The sequence below is a fragment of the Paracoccus sp. (in: a-proteobacteria) genome, from assembly GCF_030604785.1.
Classification (GTDB): Bacteria; Pseudomonadota; Alphaproteobacteria; order Rhodobacterales; family Rhodobacteraceae; genus Paracoccus.
In genome coordinates this window covers 1-19,646 of the sequence record NZ_JAUVVF010000030.1, presented here as the reverse complement: position 1 = coordinate 19,646, position 19,646 = coordinate 1, and the positions used below count along the sequence as shown (strand labels likewise).

At 66.2% G+C, this 19,646-nt stretch carries 21 protein-coding genes; 12 read left to right on the top strand and 9 right to left on the bottom strand.

Features of this window, described 5'->3' with window-relative positions; genetic code table 11:
• The first annotated feature begins 108 nt into the window (after window positions 1-108).
• Window positions 109-2,217, top strand: a complete 2,109-nt coding sequence (locus QAR72_RS10800; protein ID WP_304617386.1) for a 4Fe-4S binding protein — start codon at window positions 109-111, stop codon at window positions 2,215-2,217.
• A complete protein-coding gene (locus tag QAR72_RS10795; RefSeq protein WP_304617385.1) occupies window positions 2,214-3,134 on the top strand; it encodes an FAD:protein FMN transferase in 921 nt (306 codons plus the stop codon). Before QAR72_RS10800 ends, QAR72_RS10795 begins: the two co-directional genes overlap by 4 nt.
• A gap of 63 nt (window positions 3,135-3,197) precedes the next feature.
• Here QAR72_RS10795 and QAR72_RS10790 read toward each other — a convergent pair whose 3' ends face one another.
• The 6 genes from QAR72_RS10790 to QAR72_RS10765 all read right to left on the bottom strand — a co-directional run bounded on the left by QAR72_RS10790 (window position 3,198) and on the right by QAR72_RS10765 (window position 8,967).
• Window positions 3,198-4,529: a branched-chain amino acid ABC transporter permease gene (locus tag QAR72_RS10790; RefSeq protein ID WP_304617384.1), complete on the bottom strand. Its 1,332-nt coding sequence runs from the start codon at window positions 4,527-4,529 to the stop codon at window positions 3,198-3,200.
• Window positions 4,530-4,542: 13 nt separating this feature from the next.
• Window positions 4,543-5,556, bottom strand: coding sequence for a branched-chain amino acid ABC transporter permease (locus QAR72_RS10785; RefSeq protein ID WP_304617383.1), 1,014 nt, complete (start codon window positions 5,554-5,556; stop codon window positions 4,543-4,545).
• Window positions 5,557-5,559: 3 nt separating this feature from the next.
• On the bottom strand, window positions 5,560-6,393 hold the full coding sequence (locus QAR72_RS10780) for an ABC transporter ATP-binding protein (RefSeq protein ID WP_304617382.1): 834 nt from the start codon (window positions 6,391-6,393) through the stop codon (window positions 5,560-5,562).
• Entirely contained in the window at window positions 6,390-7,169 is a 780-nt protein-coding gene (locus tag QAR72_RS10775; RefSeq protein WP_304617381.1) for an ABC transporter ATP-binding protein, read from the bottom strand. Before QAR72_RS10775 ends, QAR72_RS10780 begins: the two co-directional genes overlap by 4 nt.
• Window positions 7,170-7,283: 114 nt before the next feature.
• On the bottom strand, window positions 7,284-8,468 hold the full coding sequence (locus tag QAR72_RS10770) for an ABC transporter substrate-binding protein (RefSeq protein ID WP_304617380.1): 1,185 nt from the start codon (window positions 8,466-8,468) through the stop codon (window positions 7,284-7,286).
• A gap of 184 nt (window positions 8,469-8,652) precedes the next feature.
• Entirely contained in the window at window positions 8,653-8,967 is a 315-nt protein-coding gene (locus QAR72_RS10765) for a DUF1476 domain-containing protein (protein WP_304617379.1), read from the bottom strand.
• A 133-nt stretch (window positions 8,968-9,100) separates the two neighbouring features.
• Between QAR72_RS10765 and purC the strand changes: the two genes are divergently transcribed.
• From purC to QAR72_RS10730, 7 genes are all read left to right on the top strand, one after another.
• Entirely contained in the window at window positions 9,101-9,862 is a 762-nt protein-coding gene (purC, locus tag QAR72_RS10760) for a phosphoribosylaminoimidazolesuccinocarboxamide synthase (RefSeq protein WP_304617378.1), read from the top strand.
• Window positions 9,863-9,873: 11 nt separating this feature from the next.
• Complete coding sequence (gene purS / locus QAR72_RS10755; RefSeq protein ID WP_304617377.1) at window positions 9,874-10,113, top strand: phosphoribosylformylglycinamidine synthase subunit PurS; 240 nt, start codon at window positions 9,874-9,876, stop codon at window positions 10,111-10,113.
• Between the two features lie 96 nt (window positions 10,114-10,209).
• The gene (locus QAR72_RS10750) at window positions 10,210-11,022 is read left to right on the top strand and encodes an ABC transporter ATP-binding protein (RefSeq protein ID WP_442953573.1); all 813 of its coding nucleotides are present in this window, start codon (window positions 10,210-10,212) and stop codon (window positions 11,020-11,022) included.
• Between the two features lie 22 nt (window positions 11,023-11,044).
• Window positions 11,045-11,779: a transporter substrate-binding domain-containing protein gene (locus tag QAR72_RS10745; protein WP_304617375.1), complete on the top strand. Its 735-nt coding sequence runs from the start codon at window positions 11,045-11,047 to the stop codon at window positions 11,777-11,779.
• A gap of 60 nt (window positions 11,780-11,839) precedes the next feature.
• Window positions 11,840-12,721, top strand: a complete 882-nt coding sequence (locus QAR72_RS10740; RefSeq protein ID WP_304617374.1) for an ABC transporter permease — start codon at window positions 11,840-11,842, stop codon at window positions 12,719-12,721.
• Window positions 12,718-13,542, top strand: a complete 825-nt coding sequence (locus tag QAR72_RS10735; protein WP_304617373.1) for an ABC transporter permease — start codon at window positions 12,718-12,720, stop codon at window positions 13,540-13,542. The genes QAR72_RS10740 and QAR72_RS10735 overlap by 4 nt, the downstream gene beginning before the upstream one ends.
• A gap of 4 nt (window positions 13,543-13,546) precedes the next feature.
• Entirely contained in the window at window positions 13,547-14,878 is a 1,332-nt protein-coding gene (locus tag QAR72_RS10730) for a glutamine synthetase family protein (protein ID WP_304617372.1), read from the top strand.
• A gap of 100 nt (window positions 14,879-14,978) precedes the next feature.
• Here the strand turns inward: QAR72_RS10730 and QAR72_RS10725 are convergent, their stop codons facing one another.
• Complete coding sequence (locus QAR72_RS10725) at window positions 14,979-15,176, bottom strand: hypothetical protein (RefSeq protein WP_304617371.1); 198 nt, start codon at window positions 15,174-15,176, stop codon at window positions 14,979-14,981.
• A 2-nt stretch (window positions 15,177-15,178) separates the two neighbouring features.
• Here QAR72_RS10725 and QAR72_RS10720 point away from each other — a divergent pair, with 2 nt between their 5' ends.
• From QAR72_RS10720 to QAR72_RS10710, 3 genes are all read left to right on the top strand, one after another.
• Complete coding sequence (locus QAR72_RS10720) at window positions 15,179-15,790, top strand: hypothetical protein (RefSeq protein ID WP_304617370.1); 612 nt, start codon at window positions 15,179-15,181, stop codon at window positions 15,788-15,790.
• A 690-nt stretch (window positions 15,791-16,480) separates the two neighbouring features.
• Window positions 16,481-16,867 carry a hypothetical protein gene (locus tag QAR72_RS10715; RefSeq protein WP_304617369.1) on the top strand — a complete coding sequence of 129 codons (387 nt, stop codon included), beginning with the start codon at window positions 16,481-16,483 and terminating at the stop codon, window positions 16,865-16,867.
• Between the two features lie 211 nt (window positions 16,868-17,078).
• A complete protein-coding gene (locus QAR72_RS10710) occupies window positions 17,079-17,480 on the top strand; it encodes an ACT domain-containing protein (protein WP_304617368.1) in 402 nt (133 codons plus the stop codon).
• A gap of 217 nt (window positions 17,481-17,697) precedes the next feature.
• Here QAR72_RS10710 and QAR72_RS10705 read toward each other — a convergent pair whose 3' ends face one another.
• Together QAR72_RS10705 and QAR72_RS10700 are read right to left on the bottom strand one after the other, a co-directional pair.
• The gene (locus QAR72_RS10705; protein ID WP_304617367.1) at window positions 17,698-18,948 is read right to left on the bottom strand and encodes an Hsp70 family protein; all 1,251 of its coding nucleotides are present in this window, start codon (window positions 18,946-18,948) and stop codon (window positions 17,698-17,700) included.
• 76 nt (window positions 18,949-19,024) lie between these two features.
• Window positions 19,025-19,216: a hypothetical protein gene (locus QAR72_RS10700; RefSeq protein WP_304617366.1), complete on the bottom strand. Its 192-nt coding sequence runs from the start codon at window positions 19,214-19,216 to the stop codon at window positions 19,025-19,027.
• Window positions 19,217-19,646 lie beyond the last annotated feature (430 nt).

The following is a 19,646-nucleotide window of genomic DNA, read 5'->3' as shown; positions in this document are numbered from 1 at the left end:
TCATCCGCGACACTGCGAAACCCGGCCCCTGCGGCCGGGTTTTTCACGTCCCCGCCCCTGCCGAAAGTCGAATAGGCAGGCCCGGCCCGGCAGGCATAGCCTTGGCCCATGATGTCGCTGCTTCGCCTCGTCCTCGTGTTGCTGATCGGCCTTCTGCCCTTGCAGGCGCGGGCCCAGGCACTGTCGGCCGACGAGATGCTGGCCTATGTCCCGCCGCCCTTCGCCCTGGGCGAGGCGCTGAACGAACAGGGCCTTTACCGGGTGCTGAACTCGGGCGGCGCGCCGGCGGGCTATGCCTTCACCACGCAGCCCTATGCGCCGCTGCCGGGCTTTGCCGGTGCGCCGGTCAACGTGGTCGTGGTGCTGGACCGCGAGGGGACCATCGTTACCGTGCGGCTGGTCCACCACAACGAGCCGATCTTTGTCTCGGGCATGGGAGAGGGGCCGTTCCGCGAGTTCTTCGAACAATATGCGGGCAAGTCGATCTGGTCGCCCATGACCATCGGCACGCCCTATGGCGGCGCCGACAGCGGCTCGGCGCTGGTGCATCTGGACGGGGTGACGAAGGCCACGGCCTCGGTCCGGATCGCGCATGAATCGATCATGGCGGCCGCCCATACCGTCGCGCGCGAGCAACTGCAGGGCCGCGTCGCCGCCCCCGCCGCGCGCCCGGATTTCGACCATGTCGAGGCGCTGACATGGGACGATCTGGTGGCGCAGGGCCTAGTCAGCCGCCTGCTGGTCACCAACGCCCAGATCGACGCGGCCTTTGCGGGCACCATCTGGGCGCAATCCGATCCCGAGGCCCGGGCCCGGCCGGACGATCCCTATCTGGACCTGTGGCTGGTCGATGTGACGCCGCCGGCCTTGGCCCGCGCGGCGCTGGACCAGTCCACCATCGACCAGATGGACCGCTTTCGCGGCGTGGCACCGACGGACGAGTTCCTGCTGCTGATCGATGCAGGGCGGCACGGGCTGGTCAGCGAGGATTTCGTCCGCAACACCGCCCCCGACCTGATCAAGGCCGAACAGGGCGGGCTGCCCATCGCGCTGCGCGATGCCGATTTCCTGGTGGATCTGGCCCCCGGCGCGCCCGAGGGGACGGCGCTGATCCTGCGCACCGACCGCAGGCTGGGCTTCAACCCGGCCGAGCCCTTCACCCTGCTGGTCGAGGCCGTGCGCGAACATGGCTACATCACCCCCGAGATCGGCCGGGTCGAGCTGTCGCTGGAGCACCGGACCGACGAGCGGTTCTTCATCCGCGAGGTGCCGCCCGTCCCCGTGCCGCCCTGGCTTGAGGCGCTTCAGAACCGGCAGGTCGATCTGGTCCTGCTGGCCATCGGTCTGGGGGCGCTGGTCTGGGCGCTTGGCGCGCGGATGAACCGGCTGGCGGGCTGGAGGCACTTCACGCCCGCGCGGCTGCTGATCCTCGCGGTCATGACGGGCTTCGTGGGCTTCTGGGGGCAGGGGCAGTTGTCGATCGTCACGCCCCTTGCGGTGCTGCGCAGCGCGGTCGAGGGGGGCAGCTATGCCTTCCTTCTTTACGACCCGTTCTCGCTGCTGGTCTGGGCGGCGGCGATCTTGGGCTTCGTGCTCTGGGGCAGGGGGCTTTTCTGCGGCTGGCTCTGCCCGTTCGGGGCGCTTCAGGAATTCGCGCATCACCTGGGCCGGGCGCTGCGTCTGCCGCAGATCAACCCCTCGGCCCGGTGGGACCGGCGGTTGAAATCGCTGAAATACGTCGCGCTGGCCGGGCTGACCGCGCTGGTCTTTCTGGCGCCGCAGCATGTGGACAAGGCCGCCGAGATCGAGCCCTTCAAGACCGCGATCACCGTCCATTTCCAGCGCGAATGGTATTTTGTGGCCTATGCCCTGTTCTGGCTGGCCCTGGGCATGGTGCTGTTCAAGGGCTTTTGCCGCTATTTCTGCCCGCTTGGCGCCTTCATGGCCCTTGGCGGGCTGCTGCGCGGGCGCGACTGGATCGCGCGGCGCGCCGAATGCGGCAGCCCCTGCCAGCTGTGCCGCGTAAAGTGCAACTATGGCGCCATCGAGAAAAGCGGCCGGATCGATTATTCGGAATGCTTCCAATGCCTTGACTGCGTCGCGATCCATGATGATCAAAGCCGCTGCGTGCCGCTGGTCCTTGCGGCAAGGCGCGCCGGGCGGAGCGGGGCGCGACCCCCGGCCCTTGTGCCGCAACCGCAGGAGGCCGGCGCATGAGCGGGCTGTCGCGCCGCCGCTTTCTGGCAATCTCGGCCGCTGCCGGGCTGACCGGCTCGGCCGGTGCCGTGCCCGCGCCGCGCCTGACATGGCGGGGCGTGGCGCTTGGCGCGGAGGTCAGCATCACGCTGGACGGACCACCCGAGCTGACGCGCCCCGCCCTTGCCCGTGCCCGACACGAGATCGAGGCCTACGAGGCCCGGTTCAGCCTGTTCCGCGCCGCCTCCGACCTGTCGCGCCTGAATGCGGCGGGGCATCTGCCCGATCTGGATGCGCGCTGGCGGGCGATGCTGGACCTCTGCGACCGGCTGCATCGCGCGACCGGGGGGCGGTTCGATCCGACGATCCAGCCGCTGTGGCTGGCCCATGCGACGGGCGGCGACATCAGCGCGGCACGGGAGCTGGTCGGCTGGGGGCGCGTCGCATTGCCCGCGCCGGGGCGGCGCGGCCTGCATCTGGACGCGGGGCAGGCGCTCAGCCTGAACGGGATCGCGCAGGGGGCGGCCAGCGACGCGGTGCGGCAGGTCCTGCGCGAGGCGGGTCTAACGCGGCTCTGCGTCGATATCGGCGAGACGGCGACGGCGGGCGGGCCGTGGCGGATGGGCGTTCTGGACCCCGAGCGGGGCCGCTTTGGCCGCGTGGCCTTGCAGGATACGGCTCTGGCCGTGTCCAGCCCCGGTGCGCTGAGCGTGGCGCCCGGCATCTTCCATATCCTGAACCCGCTTGGCGGCGAGGAACCGCTATGGTCCAGCGTGGCGGTGGTGGCGGACAGCGCGGCCATGGCCGACGGGTTCTCGACGGCGGCCTGCCTGATGAGCACGGAAGAGATCGCGGCCGCGGCCACCCTGCTGGGCGATCTGCGCGAGGTGCTGCTGCTGGACCGGCGGGGCAGGGTGGAGCGCATCCGCCCGGCCTGAAAGGTCAAGGTCCGCATATGAAAGGGGGCGCCATGGCGCCCCCTTTTTCGATCCGCGTTGCGGTCAGCGTTCGGGCACCAGCCCGCGCGGAGCGAAGCGCAAGACCAGCAGCAGCACCGCCCCCATCGCGATGAAGCGCATATGCGGCGCGCTTTCCAGCAGATGCGCCTTGAGCGGACCATCGGCCATCGGCCCGGTCAGGAGGCCGATCAGCGCCGGGCCCCAGACCTCGGCCTTGATCCACAGGAACCAGATCAGCACCGCGCCCAGCACCGCGCCCCAATTGTTGCCCGACCCGCCGACGATCACCATCACCCAGATCAGGAAGGTGTAGCGCAGCGGGTTGTAGCTGGTCGGCGCCAGAAGCCCGTCCAGCGTCACCATCATCGCCCCTGCGATGCCGATCACCGCCGAGCCCAGGATGAAGACCTGAAGATGACGCCCGGTGACGTTCTTGCCCATCGCCTCGGCCGCGGTCTCGTTGTCGCGGATCGCGCGCATCATGCGGCCCCAGGGCGATTTCAGCGCCAGTTCGGCCAGCAGCATGATGGCCAGCAGCACCACGAGGAACAGCGACATGTAGCTGAGCTTGACCCAGATCCCAGACGCCTCGGCCACGGGCAGGCCCCAGCCGGCCGCGAACTCCGCGAAATCGGGATTGCGTTGCAGGTCGATCTCGTAGGCGACGGGACGCGGGATCGAGGTGACGTTCATCACGCCGCGTGCCAGCCATTCCTCGTTGCGCAGGACGGCGACGATGATCTCGCCGATGCCGAGCGTGGCGATGGCCAGATAATCCGACCGCAGCCCAAGCGCGACCTTGCCGATCGCCCAGGCGGCGGCGGCGGCGAAGAGGCCGCCCACCAGCCACGAGGTCAGGATCGGCATGCCGAGGCCGCCGATATTGCCGTGGCGGGCGGGGTTGTTGGCCTCGATCGCGACGACGGCAGGATCGAACAGGTGGCGGAAGAGGAAGAAACCTGCGATCAGCACCAGCGCGACCAGCCAGCCCTTGCGCCAGCGGGTATAGACGATCTTCGCGGCGGCCAGCACGCCCAGGCCCACCAGCAGCGACAGGATCAGGCGCGGCCCGCCCGCATCCCACGCGCCCTCGACCGGGGGCAGCGAGACCAGCACCGGGGCCAGGCCGCCCACGGCCAGAAAGCCCACGACGCCCACGTTGAAGAGGCCCGCATAGCCCCATTGCATGTTCACCCCAAGCGCCACGATCGCCGAGATGAGCCCCATGTTCAGGATCGCGAGCGCGGTGTTCCAGCTGCCCGAGAACATGCCGTTGCGGACCGTGCCCTCCAGCACGAACAGCACGGCCAGGATCGCCAGCACGATCGGTGCGCGCCAGGGGCTGGAGGCTGCGGCTTGACGGTTTGTTGCCATGATGAACCCCTCCTCAGACCGACTTGCCGCGGAACAGGCCCGTCGGCTTGAACAGCAGCACCACGATCAGAATCACGAAGCTGACGGCGAATTTGTATTCGGTGCCCAGAAGCTGCATCAGGTTGCCCTGGCCCGGATCATACCAAGGCGCGATGTAGCCGACCACGCGCACCCAGGGGTAGGTCACCGCGACCTCGGAAAAGGCCACGAGGAACCCGCCCGCGATGGCGCCGAGCGGGTTGCCGAGGCCCCCCACGATGGCGGCCGCGAAGATCGGCAGCAGGATCTGGAAGTAGTTGAAGGGCCGGAACGACTTGTCCAGACCATAGAGCGTGCCCGCGATCACCATCAGCCCCGCCGCGATGATCCAGGTCAGGCGCACGACGCGTTCGGGGTCGATCCCCGACAGCAGCGCAAGATCCTCGTTGTCGGAATAGGCGCGCATCGCCTTGCCCGACCGCGTGCGGTTCAGGAACCAGAACAACGCCACCATCACCGCGAAGGCCAGCACCACCGTCAGCGCCTGGGTCGAGCGCAGCGCCAGACCCTCGGCCAGGCCGGTCATCTCGCGGAAGGTGCGGACATCGATCAGGAAGCGCGCGCCGTCGTCGAAGCGCTGTTCGTTCACCCCGATCAGCAGGCGCGTCAGGCCGTTCATGACGAACATCACCCCGACCGAGGCCATCACGAAGATGATCGGCGCGGCCTTCTGCTTGCGGTAGAAGCGATAGACCGCGCGGTCCGTGCCCAGGACCAGCAGCGCCGTCAGCGCGATGGCCAAGGGCAGCGCCAGAAGCGCGGTCGGCAGCGGGAAGATCGAGACGCCAAGCGCCTGAAGCCCCCAGGTCAGCAGGATCACGATGGCCGTTCCGAAGGCCATCGTGTCGCCATGCGCAAAGTTGGAAAAGCGCAGGATGCCGTAGATCAGCGTCACGCCAAGCGCGCCAAGCGCAAGCTGCGCGCCATAGGCGGCGGCGGGGATGAACACGAAGTTCAGAAAGACCACGAGGCCGTTCAGGATGTCCATGGCTCAGCCCCCCAGGAAGGTGCGGCGCACCTCGTCGTTCTGCATCAGTTCCTTTCCGGTGCCCGTATGCGCATTCGCGCCCTGCACCAGCACATAGGCCTTGTCGGCGATCATCATCGCCTGACGCGCATTCTGTTCCACCATCAGCACCGGCAGGCCGCCGCGCGCGATGGCGATGATCCGGTCGAAAAGCTCGTCCATGACGATGGGGCTGACGCCCGCCGTGGGCTCGTCCAGCATCAGGACCGAGGGCTGGGTCATCAGCGCCCGGCCCACCGCGACCTGCTGGCGCTGGCCGCCCGACAATTCGCCCGCCGCCTGCTTGCGCTTGGCGGCCACGGCGGGGAACAGCTCGTAGACCTGTTCCATCGTGGCGCGGATGTCGTCCTTGCGGATATAGGCACCCATCTCGAGGTTCTCTTCCACGCTCATCGAGGGGAAGATGTTGTTCACCTGCGGCACGAAGCCCATGCCCGCCTTCACCCGGTCCTGCGGGTTCAGTGCGGTGATGTCGCGCCCGCCCAGCCGCACGCTGCCTTGGCGCAGGTTCAGCATGCCGAAGACGGCCTTCATGGCGGTGGATTTGCCCGCGCCGTTCGGGCCGACGATCACGGCGATCTGGCCCTGTTCCACGGCGATGGTGCAATTGTGCAGGATGTCCGCGCCCTTGCCGTAGCCGCCGGTCATGTTCTCGCCGATCAGGAAGGGATCGCCGGGGCGACCTTCGCCCACGGGGCCGGAACGGCGGGTGCCGTCGATCATGCCGCGGCCCCTGGGGTTCACGACCGACAGGTCGCGGTTGCCGCGATTGCCGAAAACTGCGTCCTGATCGCTCATCCCACCATGTCCTTGTTCTTGAGGCCGGTGCCCAGATAGGCCTCGATCACGGCCTCGTTCTGCATGATGTCGGCGGCGCTGCCCCTGGCCAGCACATGCCCCTCGGCCATGACGATGACCGGGTCGCAGAGCTTGCCGATGAAGTCCATGTCATGCTCGATCACGCAGAAGGTGTAGCCGCGTTCCTTGTTCAGCCGGATGATCGCGTCGGCGATGGTCATCAGCAGCGTGCGGTTCACGCCCGCGCCGACCTCGTCCAGGAACACGATCTTGGCGTCCACCATCATCGTGCGGCCCAGTTCCAACAGCTTCTTCTGCCCGCCCGACAGGTTCCCCGCCAGTTCGTCCGCCAGATGGCGGATGGTCAGGAAGTCCAGCACCTCGTCGGCCTTTTTCCGCAGGGCACGTTCCTCGGCGGCGATGCGGCCGCGCTGGAACCAGGTCTTCCAGATCGTCTCGCCCGACTGGCCGCCCGGAACCATCATCAGGTTCTCGCGCACCGTCATCGAGGCGAATTCATGCGCCAGCTGGAAGGTCCGCAGAAGGCCTTTGTGGAACAGCTCGTGCGGGGGCAGGCCGGTAATGTCCTCGCCATCCATGAAGACGCGGCCCGATGTGGGCGGCAAGACCCCCGCGATGACGTTGAACAGCGTCGATTTGCCCGCGCCGTTCGGCCCGATCAGCCCGGTGATCGAGCCGGTCTCGATCGTCAGGCTGGCACCGTCCACGGCGCGAAAGCCGCCGAAATGTCTGTGAAGGTCCTCGACCCTGATCATGTTTCGCTTCCCTGTTGTCCCTTGCGGGAGAAAGCCGGCCGTGTTCGCGGCTCGTATGATTGCAAAATGGCCCGGCACCGCGAAGGGTGCCGGGCCCGTCAGGTTCCCGAAGGATCAGCGGAAGCCGATCGTCTCGATCCTGCCGTCCTTGATCTCGATCTCGCGGAAGCTGCCGCCAGCCTCGCCCGCGCCGATCAGCTCGACCGCGGTCGCGCCGACATAATCGACCTCGCCGCCGCCCGCAATGATTTCCAGCGCCTTGGCCAGCTCACCCGGCAGGATCGGCTCGCCGGGGGCGTTGGCCACGTCCATGATGTGGTTCTTGTACTCGGCCGGGTCGCTGCTGCCCGCCTTGGCCATCGCCAGAAGCATCAGAGCCGCCGCGTCATAGGCCTCGCCCGAATAGACGCCGGTGCCGTCGAAACCGGCTTCCTCGGCCATGGCCAGGAACAGGTCGCGGCCCTCGCCCTCGGCGGCGGGGTTCTGGCCGAAGCTGCCGTTGATCTCGGCGCCGAAATTGCTTTCCAGCGCGCCGCCGACCATGCCGTCGGGGAAGACGAAGGTTTCAAAGGCGCCGGTGTCCAGCGCGGCGCGCACCACGCCCGAGCCGCCCTGATCGACATAGCCCGCCACGACCAGCGCGTCGCCGCCCGCTGCGGCCAGTGCCGCGACCTCGGCCGAATAGTCGGCCTTGCCGTCGTCGTGGGGCGCGTTCACGGTGACGGTGCCGCCCGCCTCCTGGAAGGCCGCCGCGAAGCTGTCGGCCAGGCCCTTGCCGTAATCGTTGTTGGTATAGGTCACGGCGACGCTGTTCAGGCCGCGTTCCATGATGATCTCGGCCATGACCTGGCCCTGACGCGCATCCGAGGGCGCGGTGCGGAAGAACAGGCCGTCATCCTCGATCGTCGAGAGGGCGGGCGAGGTGGCCGAGGGCGAGATCATCACGATCCCGTTCGCCTTGGCGACGTTCTCCAGCGAGGCGATAGTCTCGCCCGAGCACATGCCGCCGACGATGCCGCGCACGCCTTCGGCCGTGATCAGGCGCTCGACCGTCGCGGTGGCGGCGGCGGCGTCGATGCAGGTCGAATCACCGCGGACCGGAACGACGGTGGCGCCGCCCAGCAGCAGGCCCGAATCCGACACTTCCTTCATCGCCATCTCAGCGCCCGATGCCATCGCGGGCGACATCGATTCCAGAGGCCCGGTGAAGCCGAGCGAGATGCCCATCTTGATGTCTTCCGCACCGGCCGCACCGGCGATCAGCGCACCGGCGGCGGATGCGAGGAGAAGCTTTTTCATTCTGTAGACTCCCAGTTGGAACATTGTCCTGCCGGCAAGTTAGAAGCAGCCTGCTGAAAAGGGAAGCATCATCGAAGCTGATATTCGTCTGCCCCTGCGGCAGTTTCACGCGTCGGGGCAGGGGCCCCGCCATGAAAAAAGGGGCCGCGGCGGGCCCCTTTTTCCGATGCGGGTCGCGCCCGCCTCAGCTTTCCTCGATCACCTGGCGGCGGGCCTCGTCCATCAGCTCGGCCATCTTGGCGCGGATGGTCGCGGCATCGGCATGGCCGGTCAGGTCGGCCTCGACCTTCCGGAAGACGTCTTCCTCGCCCGGCTCGTCGAAATCGGCGCTGACCACGCTCATGGCATAGGCGCGCGCATCGTCGCCCGTCTTGCCCAGGAGCCCTGCCGCCCATTCGCCCAGCAGGCGGTTCCGGCGTGCCTCGGCCTTGAAGCGCAAATCGGCGTCATGGGCGAATTTCGCCTCGTAGGCGCGTTCCCGGTCGTCGAACGTGGACATCTGAACCCTCCTGCTTCTGTGCTGCAGAAGATATGCCCCCGCGCCACGACGCCTTCAAGCCTCCTGTATTGCCCAAGCAGGGCATTCTGGGATAAGGCGCCACTTTGGGGACATGCGAAAGGACGGTCGGCTGATGGCACCGCGGCGCAAGAAGATTTACGAAGGCAAGGCCAAGATCCTTTACGAAGGCACCGAGCCGGGCACGCTCATCCAGTATTTCAAGGATGACGCCACCGCCTTCAACGCGCAGAAGAAGGCCACGATCGAGGGCAAGGGCGTGCTGAACAACCGCCTGTCCGAGTTCTTCATGCAGGGCCTGACCAATATCGGCGTCCCGAACCACTTCATCCGCCGCGTGAACATGCGCGAGCAACTGATCCGCCAGGTCGAGATCATCCCGCTGGAGGTAATCGTGCGCAACTTCGCCGCCGGCTCGCTGTCCAAGCGGCTGGGGCTGGAGGAAGGCACGATGCTGCCGCGCCCCATCGTCGAATACAGCTTCAAGAACGACGAGCTGGGCGATCCGATGGTCAGCGAGGAATACATCATCGCCTTCGGCTGGGCCACGCAGCAGGATCTGGACGACATCGTGTCGCTGGCGCTGCGCGTCAACGACTTCCTGTCGGGCGTGTTCTACGGCGCGGGCATCAAGCTGATCGACTTCAAGATCGAGATCGGCCGCGTCTGGGACAACGACTTCATGCGCCTGATCGTCGCCGACGAGATCAGCCCCGACAGCTGCCGCCTGTGGGACGTCAAGACCGGCCAGAAGCTGGACAAGGACGTCTTCCGCCGCGATCTGGGCAACCTGACCGATGCCTATACCGAGGTGGCGCGCCGTCTGGGCCTGATGCCCGCCAACACGACCAGCCTCAAGCCGACCGCGATCAACTAAGGAGCCCCGCCATGAAAGCACGCGTCACCATCATGCTGAAGGACGGCGTTCTCGATCCGCAGGGCGAGGCGATCCGCCACGCGCTTGGCGGGCTGGGTCACAAGGACGTCACCGGCGTACGCCAGGGCAAGCTGATCGAACTGGACCTGTCGGGCACCGACCCCGAGGCCGCCCGCGCCGAGGTTGCCCGCATGTGCGAGGGGCTGCTGGCCAATACCGTGATCGAGAAATACTCGATCGAGATTGCCTGACCCTTCGGCTGACGCTGCGGCAACCTGCCCTTATCGGCAGGTTGCCCGCGCTACCCCGTTGCAAAAGGCGCGCGATTGTCGCCCAATGTGCGGATGATGCACACAGAATCCGTTTCCTCAGAACCCGGCCCAGAAACCGGTGCGGCGCCGGTCATCGAGATCCGCGACCTGCGCAAGTCCTATGGCCCGCTCGAGGTGCTCAAGGGCGTGTCGATGACGGCGCGGCGCGGGCATGTGATCAGCCTGATCGGGTCCTCGGGATCGGGCAAGTCCACGCTTCTGCGCTGCTGCAACCTGCTGGAGAACAGCCAGTCCGGCGAGATCCTGTTCCAGGGCGAGGCCGTGCGCTGGAAGGGGCAGGGCGCCGCCCGCATCCCCGCCGACCGGGCTCAGGTCACGCGGATGCGCACGAACCTGTCGATGGTGTTCCAGCAGTTCAACCTGTGGTCCCACATGACGATCCTGCAGAACGTCATGGAGGCCCCGGTCAGCGTGCTGCGCGAGGATCGCGCCGTGGTAGAGGACCGCGCCCGCGCTTTGTTGGCCAAGGTCGGGATCGGCGACAAGGCCGATGCCTGGCCTGCGCAATTGTCGGGCGGCCAGCAGCAGCGGGCCGCGATCGCACGCGCGCTCTGCATGCAGCCCGACGCGCTGCTGTTCGACGAGCCGACCAGCGCGCTGGACCCCGAACTGCAGCAGGAGGTCGTGCGCGTCATCAAGGATCTGGCCGCCGAGCACCGCACCATGATCATCGTCACCCATGACATGCGGCTGGCCGCCGATGTCAGCGACCACGTCCTTTTCCTGCATCAGGGCGTGATCTGCGAAGAAGGCCCGCCGGAAAGCCTGTTCGGGAACCCGCAGACCGACCGTTTGCGCCAGTTCCTGTCAGCCTCGATGGCCGAATAAATCACCAACAGGAGAAGACCGAATGAAAACGCTGACGCTTGCCGCCGCCGCCCTTGCGCTGACCGCCGGGCTGACCTCGGCCCAGACCATCCGCATGGGGACCGAGGGCGCCTATCCTCCGTACAACTTCATCGACGATGCCACGGGGCAGGTCACGGGCTTCGAGATCGAGCTGGGCAACGCGCTGTGCGAACGCGCCGGGCTGGAATGCACCTGGGTCCGGAACGACTGGGATTCGATCATCCCGAACCTCGTTTCTGCGAACTATGACACGATCATGGCCGGCATGAACATCAACGAGGACCGCAAGCAGGTCATCCAGTTCACGCAGGCCTATACCCCCGCCATGCCGTCGGCCTATGCCGCCCTGTCGCCCGATGCCGATGTCGAGGGCGGCGTTGTCGCCGCGCAGACGAACACGATCCAGGCGGGCCACGTGGCCGAAACCGGCGCCACGCTGCTGGAATTTCCCACCCCCGACGAGACCATCGCTGCCGTCCGCAACGGCGAGGCCGATGCGGTCTTTGCCGACAAGGACTTCCTGGCGCCGATCGTGGCCGAATCGAACGGCCAGCTGGTCTGGGTCGAGGGCTTCGACACCGTTCCCCTGGGCGAGGGGATCGGCATGGGCCTGCGCCAGTCCGACAACGAACTGCGCGAGACTTTCGACGCCCAGATCACCGCGATGAAGGAAGACGGCAGCCTGAACGAGCTGATCCGCAAGTGGTTCGGCGAGGACGCGCTGGTCTTCGAGTGATCCATTGATCTGACCCGCCGCCGCGCGTGCTGACGTGCGGCGGCCCGTTCGGGGTGGCCGATGTTTTCCTATTGCTCTGATCCCTCGCAACTCGAGGGCCTGGTCTGGATGTCATGCTACCTGACCTCGGGGACGCATCTGCTGTTCTATGCCAGCTTCGGGACGGTGTTCCTGCTGCTGGCGCTGACCGCGCCCGCCGCGCTGGCGCTTGGCTATGCCGGCGCCCTCGCCTCGCGGTCGCAGATCGCGCCCCTGCGGTGGTTCGGCAAGATCTACACCTCGATGGTGCGGGGCATTCCGGACGTGCTGTTCTTCCTGTTCGTGCCGATCGCGCTGGATCAGGGGCTGGAATGGATACGCCACCAATTCCTGTGCGACAGCGACGCGCCGGTGCGCCAGGGCAACGACTTCGTCGTCTGCCCCGCCGCCAAGCTGCCGCTGAGCAATGCCGCCGAATGGGTCCACAACGCCTATGGCCTGACGCTGGCGGTCATCGCCTTTTCCATCGTCTTCGGCGCCTTCGCGGCAAATGTGCTTTACGGCGCGATGCAGGCCGTCCCCCGCGCCCAGCTTGAAACCGCCGAGGCCTACGGCATGACCCCCCGGCAGGTGACGCGCCGCGTGCTGGTGCCGCAGATGTGGATCTATGCGCTGCCCGGCCTGTCGAACCTGTGGATGATCCTGATCAAGGCGACGCCCCTGCTGTTCATCCTTGGGATCGAGGACGTGGTCTACTGGGCGCGCGAGCTGGGCGGGGCCAAGACCTCGGCCTTCACCTATCCCCATCCAGACTGGCGGCTTTACTACTTCCTTGCGCTGCTGGTCTTCTACCTGCTGATGACGGCGGTGTCGGAACGCGTGCTGACGCGCGTCACGCGCCGGCTGTCGCGCGGTCAGGCGACGCTTGGCGGCGAGGCCCTGGGCAAGGAGGCCGCCGCATGAGTTGCGCGCAGACCATCATCGATTACGGCCTGCGCTCGATCGGTATCGGCGAAAGGCTGCTGCCGCGCGCCGATTACACGCTCTGTCAGCAATTCACGCTGATCGGGTCGGGGCTGATCTGGAACCTCTATTTCGCGGTCCTGGCGCTGGCCTTCGGCTTCGTGCTGGCCAACCTGCTGGCGCTTGGCAAGGCCAGCCGGAACCCCTGGCTGAACCGCCCCTCGGATGCGTTCATCTTCGTGTTCCGGGGCAGCCCGCTCTTCATCCAGTTCTTCCTGGCCTACGAGCTGCTGGTCCTGTTGCCGCGCGCCGGGATCGAGATCTTCGGCTTCACCGTCCAGACAAGCTGGATGACCCGCGCCTGGGCAGGCGCGCTGATCGTCCTGATCCTGAACACCGCCGCCTATTCGGCCAACATCTTCCACGGCGCCCTTATGTCGGTGCCGCGCGGCGATGTCGAGGCCGCGGACGCGTATGGCATGACCGGCTGGACCCGGTTCCGCCGGGTGATCTGGCCCTCGATGATGCGGCTGGCTTGGCCCAGCTACACGAACGAGGCGATCTTTCTGTTCCACGCCACGACGCTGGTCTTCTTCTCGGGCTTTCCGGCCTTCCAGCAACAGGGCGACGCGCTCTATTACGCGCGCTATTTCGCGGACCGCACCTTCAACCCCTTTGTCGCCTATCCCATTGCGGCGCTTTATTTCGTGCTGGCGACCTTGGCTTTGATCTGGCTGTTTGGCAGGGTGAACCGGCGGTTGAACCGCCATCTTCCGGGCACCGTCAGGCGCCTGCGTTACCGCCCCCTGCTGATGAGATGAGATCATGGACTGGCTGAACGAGCATCCCGAGGTCAAGACGATCCGCGTGGCCGCCGCCGACCTGAACGGCGTCGCGCGCGGCAAGCGTATCCCGGCCCGCTATGCCGGCAAGCTCTTGGATGAGGGGACCAAGTTCCCCTATTCCGTGCTGAACCTGGACATCTGGGGCGAGGATGTCGAGGACAGCCCGCTGGTCTTCGAATCCGGCGATCCCGACGGGCTGCTTCTGCCCACGGAACGCGGATTTCTGCCCATGCCCTGGCTGGACGCGCCGACCGCGCTGTTGCCCCTGTGGATGTTCCATCCCGACGGCCGCCCCTACGAGGGCGATCCGCGCCAGGCGCTGGCGCGGGTGGTGGATCGCTACAAGGCCGCAGGCCTGGTCCCCGTCGTCGCGACCGAACTGGAATTCTTCCTGATCGACGACAGCGGCAAGCAGCTGCGCGTGCCGCCCAGCCCCCGTTCGGGCAAGCGCCGCACCGGCGGCGAGGTCCTGTCGCTGCGCGCGCTGGACGCCTTCGACCAGTTCTTCACCACGCTTTACGACGCCTGCGAGTCGATGGACATTCCCGCCGATACCGCCATATCGGAGGCGGGGCCGGGCCAGTTCGAGATCAACCTGATGCATCAGGCCGATCCGCTGAAGGCGGCCGACGACACATGGCTGTTCAAGATGCTGGTCAAGGGCATCGCGCGCCAATACGGCTTTGCGGGCAGCTTCATGGCCAAGCCCTACGAGACCTTCTCGGGCAATGGTCTGCACATGCATTTCTCGATCCTGACCGAGGACGGGCGCAACATCTTCGACAATGGCGGGGAAGAGGGAACCGAGGCGCTGCGCCATGCGGTCGGCGGCTGCCTGCGCGCCATGCCCGGCTCGACCCTGCTGTTTGCCCCGCACGAGAACAGCTATGACCGGCTGGTCCCGAACGCCCATGCCCCGACCGGGATCGGCTGGGCCTACGAGAACCGCACCGCGGCCATCCGCATCCCCTCGGGCCCGCCGCGTTCGCGCCGGATCGAGCATCGTGTGGCTGGCGGCGACGTGAATCCCTATCTGACCATCGCGGCCATTCTGGGGGCCGCGCTGAACGGCATCCAGGACGGGATCGAGCCGCCCCCCGCCTTCAAGGGCAACGCCTACGACAAGAACCTCGCGCAGTTGCCCGGCGATTGGGGCGCCGCAATCGAGGCCTTCGGCGCCTGCCCCGAGATCCGCCGCATCTTCCCCGATCATCTGGTCGAGAACTACCTGATGACCAAGCGGCAGGAACTGCACTACATGGCGGAATTGTCCGACGAGGAAACTGTCGAGCTGTATCTCGACACAGTGTGATTGTGTAGCGACCACCGAAAAACTGCCATTTTGCGGTAGTCGCTTCCATTCCTGCACGCATAAAAATGCCGTCGCAAATCGAGTTTTCATGAAACTCATTTCAGATCAGAAACTTGAGCATCAATGAGCCGCGACGGCTCGAGATCGGCAGTGACAGGACCAGGTTTCCGGCCCCGTCTTGACGCCTTTCGATCCGGCGTTCATCGCTGAAACCTGACCCGGGTCTTTCTGCAATCCGCGCCTCAGCCTGTCGCCCTCTTCCGGCGGCGGCGATGCGCTCCAGCTTTTCAAGGACCATCCATGCCCCGTCATCCCTTCATCAAAGCCGCATTTCCCGATCCCGACCTCACGCCGCGCAACACCTCCAAGCGCCTGATGTTGCACCTCACCGGGATCCGCATTGATCGTGGGGGCGTGGATGTGGACGGGCAGGATGAGGAACGGCTCTACGACCTCGCCTGCATGGGCAAGCTCGAGGGCGTGAGCATGACCCCCGAAGACCAAATCCGAACGGATCGGCGGGCCGTCCGGTTCTACGACCGCACCATACGCAATTCGAAGCTCGGTCATCTCGACAAGACGGAGCGGGAGAAGCTGGCGTGCCTGAAAGGCGGCGTCGGCCTGACGACCATCGAGAACGAGCATCAGGCAGATGCCTTGGCAGTGACGCTCCATGCCGAGATGCCTTGGATGTCGACCGCAACCAACTATGCGTGGCAAGCCATGCGCAGGTTTGTTCGCGAAGGCCATGTCGGTTTCCGCCTTCCGCCGGTGATTCTCGACGGGCCGCCGGGCATCGGGAAGACCAGATGGGCCCGGCGTCTCGGTGAACTCATCGGGGCGACCAGCACCATCATCGACGCAACAAGCGGAGCCGGCGGCTTTGCAGTCGAAGGGTACCAGCGCGGCTGATCGAACGCTTGCGCAGGACGAGTGGTTGAACTCATCATGGCGCAACTTGGCGGCACCCCTTCATCATCATCGACAAGCTGGACAGGGCGGGCCCCCGGTCGGAGAGCGAACTCTCACTCGGCTTGGCCGAAGGGCTTCTGCCCTTGCTGGAGCCCAGCACGGTCATCAACTGGAGCTGCCCATACTACCGGATCTGCTTTGACATGTCCCATGTCGGCTGGGTCCTCCTGACGAACCGCTCGGTCCCGGTGCCGGAGCCATCGCTCAGCCGCCGCACAGTACTGCAGATAACGCGGCTGAACCTCTTCGACCTGATCGGCTTTGCGGAACGCGAGGGGGCCCGTCGGAGACGTCGATCCATTCGATCATCGCGGCGCTTACTGCACTCGCACCCCAGGCCACTAGGCCTCCGAGTCTACGCGGGGCCTTCCGGATGCTCGACCGCGCGGCGGATCAAGGCAACGGGCCGACGGTGATCTGGTTTTAGCCACCGGACTGGTAACCGTCTTGGAGATGCAGCCCGGCTCCGGGTGCTGCGGCAGCAGATCCTGGGATCAGTGCCAGTGATCGAGGTGCCGGTGGCGCTTCGGCGGCAGATCGAGCCGCAAGTTGCACGGCTAGAGCTGCCCCGCGGAGGCAGCCCCCCGGACCATGAACATTGTGCGGCCGATCATGATGGGGAGGAGACGCATGGTCCACGAACGGGATCATGTTCGCGCAGAGGCGCTACTTGCCGCCATCGAGCAAGCCCGAACGGCCAAGGATCTGGAGACAGCGCGGCTGCTGGACCTCTGGGCAGGCTGCCGTCGCCGGAGACATGGAGCCGCCCTTTCTCTGGCGATGCCATCCGCTACCCAGCGACGGCTATATCACGACCTCTCCCCTGATAGCGCTTGGCGAGGATCTCGCCGGCCGCTGCCGGCGTCGGCGGTGTCGGAGGTGGAGAATCCGATGACCGCGCCGCCACATCTCGATCACCTCCTGAGCTTTGCAGCGGCTTGCGGTGCGCGGGTCGAGCGATCCTTCATCTTTGAGGAGAACGATAACGAGGGTGCGTGGAGCATTTTTCTGTTCTGAACACTGCCGCCGCAAGATAGGATCGTCTGGGAACTCAGCAATCGCCAATCGAGCATCTCAGATCAGCGCTTGCTCCGTAATCCTCTCCGTTAAAGCGGGGAGGATCACTGCTTGTTTTGTTTCGTTCCCAGAGGCGGCGGATCGAAACGACTGCATTAAGTGCTGCCGAGAGCGAGGCCGACCGGTGGACCTCAAGCAAAAGGAAAGGCCGATGAGCGGGGAAACGAATCTCGACAGCCTGCTGCGCGGCCTCTCGGGCGAGTTGGTGGAAGGCGTATTCGTCTTCGTGACCGTCGATCCGAAGAGGCTGCCTAGGGCACTCACCCCTCAAATGATTTTTCGGGAAACGGAGGGTGTAACGGTGATCCTACATCGGGACGAGGCAGAAGCGCAGGGACTTGCTTATGAATTCCCATGCAGAATGATCACCTTGACGGTGCATTCGTCACTGCAGGCGGTTGGTTTCCTTGCGGTCATTGCGACAAGGCTCGCAGAGCACGGCATCGGAGTGAATCCGGTCTCTGGGTTCTTCCACGACCATCTTTTCATTTCAGAAGGGCGCGAGGCAGAGGCTATGGCGATCTTGCAGACGATTGCGCAAGACCATCATTAGCTGCCGCCCTGAAACAGCAGAATCGTCCTCCGGCGCCGACATTGACCGGTCGACTTTGCCGCAGCGAGACTTAGTGACCGGTCTGGGAAAGCTGCAACGTGGCATAGTGCTTGCCCCGATAGGCGGGTTACCCTCGGATCATCGCCCCATTTCGGTGGATATCGAACCGGCAAAGCGATGATGATCGTGCCGCCGAGGCTTCCTGATCAGCGGCCGCCTAGCCTTCACCCCTCGCTGCCGCGATCGCCAGCCCGTCGGCAACGGCCGTGAAGACCTCGCTGGTCTCGTGCTGCGCTCCCGGGAACAGCCCGTGCATGGCGCGGGACACCATCGCCATCAGGCTGGAGCCTCCGACATGGATCACCGTCTCCACCTGCGCGGCGTCCAGATCGGCCAGACGCAGCGTCTCGCGGGCGCCCTCGGCCAGTGCCTCGGCATGGCGCCCGAGGCTCTCGGCCAGGGCCTCGGCCGAAAGCGGCACGGCGAGGCCCGCCTCCAGCGGGTCCAGCAGGATCGACGCCGCATCGCCCGCATTGGCGGCGATCTTGCCGCGCTCGACGGCGAAGCTCAGATCGTGGCCCAGCTCGTCCTGAAGCGCCCGCGCCAGGCGCGCCAGCTTCTCGGGCTCATGGGCCAGGCGCAGCATCTCGGCCACCATCCGGCGGTTCTGCGGCGTGTAGAGGAAGGGGATCTTCTCCCATGTGGCCAGGTCGTTGAAGATCGCGTTCGGCACCGGCGAGGCGCCCGGCCCCATCACCTTGCGCAATTCGCTGCCCTTGCCCAGAAGCGGCATCACCCGGTCGATGCTGATCGCGCGGTCGAAATCCGTGCCGCCGATGCGGACGCCGTGATTGGCGAGGATGCCGACCCCCTCCCGACCAGCTCGGAACAGCGAGAAATCCGACGTGCCGCCGCCTACATCGACGATGAGGCCGACCGACCCGGGCCGCAGCGCGCCGCTGGCAACGGCGGCGGCCTCGGGCTCGGGCATGAAAGCGACCTCGCGGAACCCCGCGGCCAGATAGCAGGCGCGCAGATCCGCCTCGGCCGCGGCCTCGCGCGGATCGCCCTCGGCGTGGAACACGACCGGCCGGCCCGAGAGGACGCGATCGAAGCGCATCCCCGCCTCGGCCTCGGCCCGCGCCTTCACCTCGGCCAGGAAGCGGGCGATGATGTCGACGAAGGTGACGCGCTCGTTCAGGATCTGGCGGCGCTCATGCATGAGCGAGGTGCCCAGCACCCGCTTCAGCGCCCGCATGAAGCGCCCCTCGGCGCCCTCCAGCAGCGCCTGGTTGGCGGGCTCGCCGATCAGCATGCGGCGGCTGTCATGATCGAAGAAGAAGGTGGTCGGCATGGTCGTCCGCCCCGGCGCCAGCGGGACCAGATGCGGCCGCCCGTCGCGCAGATAGCCGGCGGCCGTGTTCGACGTGCCGAAATCGATCCCGAGCCCGGGTATCTGCTGCGCCATGCCTCTGCGTCCTCCGATCGGGCGGGACGGGGTGCGTAGAGGGCGCGGCTTGGCCTGTCAAGCCGGGGTGGCGGTGTCACAGAGGCCGATGCAAGCGCGAGGCGGCGGCCGACTGCTCCGCGGCTGCCATGATTGGACCTTCCTTCGCGCCAACAGCAGTGGGGGTGGCGATGTCGCCCAAGGCATCGTCGAGCGCGGCGAGATCGGCCAGAGTCTCGGTGCGCAGCACTTCGGGTTTCACGCCCTTCTGGTCCCGAGCCGCACTCATCTCGCTTTACATGGCGGAGACATCGATGCTGCAGACAGGCCAAGCATCTTTGCTTTGCCATGACGCTGCGCAGGGCAAAACACGTTCTCGAACCACGATCGAGGCAGTACTATTTCATACGCTATCTTGTGCATGCAACGCCATGATCCGGATGCTGTGGCGAACCTTGCCGCGGCGGGCTCAAGCGGCCGACGTGGGGTGGCGCCGAAATGTGCGACGAGCGCCTGCCGGAAGAAACAGATCACTACCGCTACCGCTGCTGACATCGCCAGCGGCGAGCCCTGGGCAACGCGATCGCGCTCCTCGGGCTTGCGTTGTCACGCAAAAACGGCGCGCCGTGATGGCGCGCCGTTCGCTCCGGGGGGAGGGGAGCGGGGGTCAGGTCGTTCGCGGGCCGGGGAAGGGGAAGTCCAGCGTGCGGGCGTTCAGG

Excerpts from the sequence above, each read along its gene's own strand:
- QAR72_RS10745 (WP_304617375.1), top strand. The coding sequence starts at position 11,045 with ATGAAAACGCTGACGCTTGCCGCCGCCGCCCTTGCGCTGACCGCCGGG.
- QAR72_RS10720 (WP_304617370.1), top strand. The coding sequence starts at position 15,179 with ATGCCCCGTCATCCCTTCATCAAAGCCGCATTTCCCGATCCCGACCTC.
- QAR72_RS10770 (WP_304617380.1), bottom strand. The coding sequence starts at position 8,468 with ATGAAAAAGCTTCTCCTCGCATCCGCCGCCGGTGCGCTGATCGCCGGT.
- purC (WP_304617378.1), top strand. The coding sequence starts at position 9,101 with ATGGCACCGCGGCGCAAGAAGATTTACGAAGGCAAGGCCAAGATCCTT.
- QAR72_RS10775 (WP_304617381.1), bottom strand. The coding sequence starts at position 7,169 with ATGATCAGGGTCGAGGACCTTCACAGACATTTCGGCGGCTTTCGCGCC.
- QAR72_RS10795 (WP_304617385.1), top strand. The coding sequence starts at position 2,214 with ATGAGCGGGCTGTCGCGCCGCCGCTTTCTGGCAATCTCGGCCGCTGCC.
- QAR72_RS10730 (WP_304617372.1), top strand. The coding sequence starts at position 13,547 with ATGGACTGGCTGAACGAGCATCCCGAGGTCAAGACGATCCGCGTGGCC.
- QAR72_RS10785 (WP_304617383.1), bottom strand. The coding sequence starts at position 5,556 with ATGGACATCCTGAACGGCCTCGTGGTCTTTCTGAACTTCGTGTTCATC.
- QAR72_RS10705 (WP_304617367.1), bottom strand. The coding sequence starts at position 18,948 with ATGGCGCAGCAGATACCCGGGCTCGGGATCGATTTCGGCACGTCGAAC.
- QAR72_RS10800 (WP_304617386.1), top strand. The coding sequence starts at position 109 with ATGATGTCGCTGCTTCGCCTCGTCCTCGTGTTGCTGATCGGCCTTCTG.
- QAR72_RS10700 (WP_304617366.1), bottom strand. The coding sequence starts at position 19,216 with ATGAGTGCGGCTCGGGACCAGAAGGGCGTGAAACCCGAAGTGCTGCGC.
- purS (WP_304617377.1), top strand. The coding sequence starts at position 9,874 with ATGAAAGCACGCGTCACCATCATGCTGAAGGACGGCGTTCTCGATCCG.
- QAR72_RS10735 (WP_304617373.1), top strand. The coding sequence starts at position 12,718 with ATGAGTTGCGCGCAGACCATCATCGATTACGGCCTGCGCTCGATCGGT.
- QAR72_RS10710 (WP_304617368.1), top strand. The coding sequence starts at position 17,079 with ATGAGCGGGGAAACGAATCTCGACAGCCTGCTGCGCGGCCTCTCGGGC.
- QAR72_RS10715 (WP_304617369.1), top strand. The coding sequence starts at position 16,481 with ATGGTCCACGAACGGGATCATGTTCGCGCAGAGGCGCTACTTGCCGCC.
- QAR72_RS10740 (WP_304617374.1), top strand. The coding sequence starts at position 11,840 with ATGTTTTCCTATTGCTCTGATCCCTCGCAACTCGAGGGCCTGGTCTGG.
- QAR72_RS10780 (WP_304617382.1), bottom strand. The coding sequence starts at position 6,393 with ATGAGCGATCAGGACGCAGTTTTCGGCAATCGCGGCAACCGCGACCTG.
- QAR72_RS10790 (WP_304617384.1), bottom strand. The coding sequence starts at position 4,529 with ATGGCAACAAACCGTCAAGCCGCAGCCTCCAGCCCCTGGCGCGCACCG.
- QAR72_RS10765 (WP_304617379.1), bottom strand. The coding sequence starts at position 8,967 with ATGTCCACGTTCGACGACCGGGAACGCGCCTACGAGGCGAAATTCGCC.
- QAR72_RS10725 (WP_304617371.1), bottom strand. The coding sequence starts at position 15,176 with ATGGTCCTTGAAAAGCTGGAGCGCATCGCCGCCGCCGGAAGAGGGCGA.
- QAR72_RS10750 (WP_442953573.1), top strand. The coding sequence starts at position 10,210 with ATGCACACAGAATCCGTTTCCTCAGAACCCGGCCCAGAAACCGGTGCG.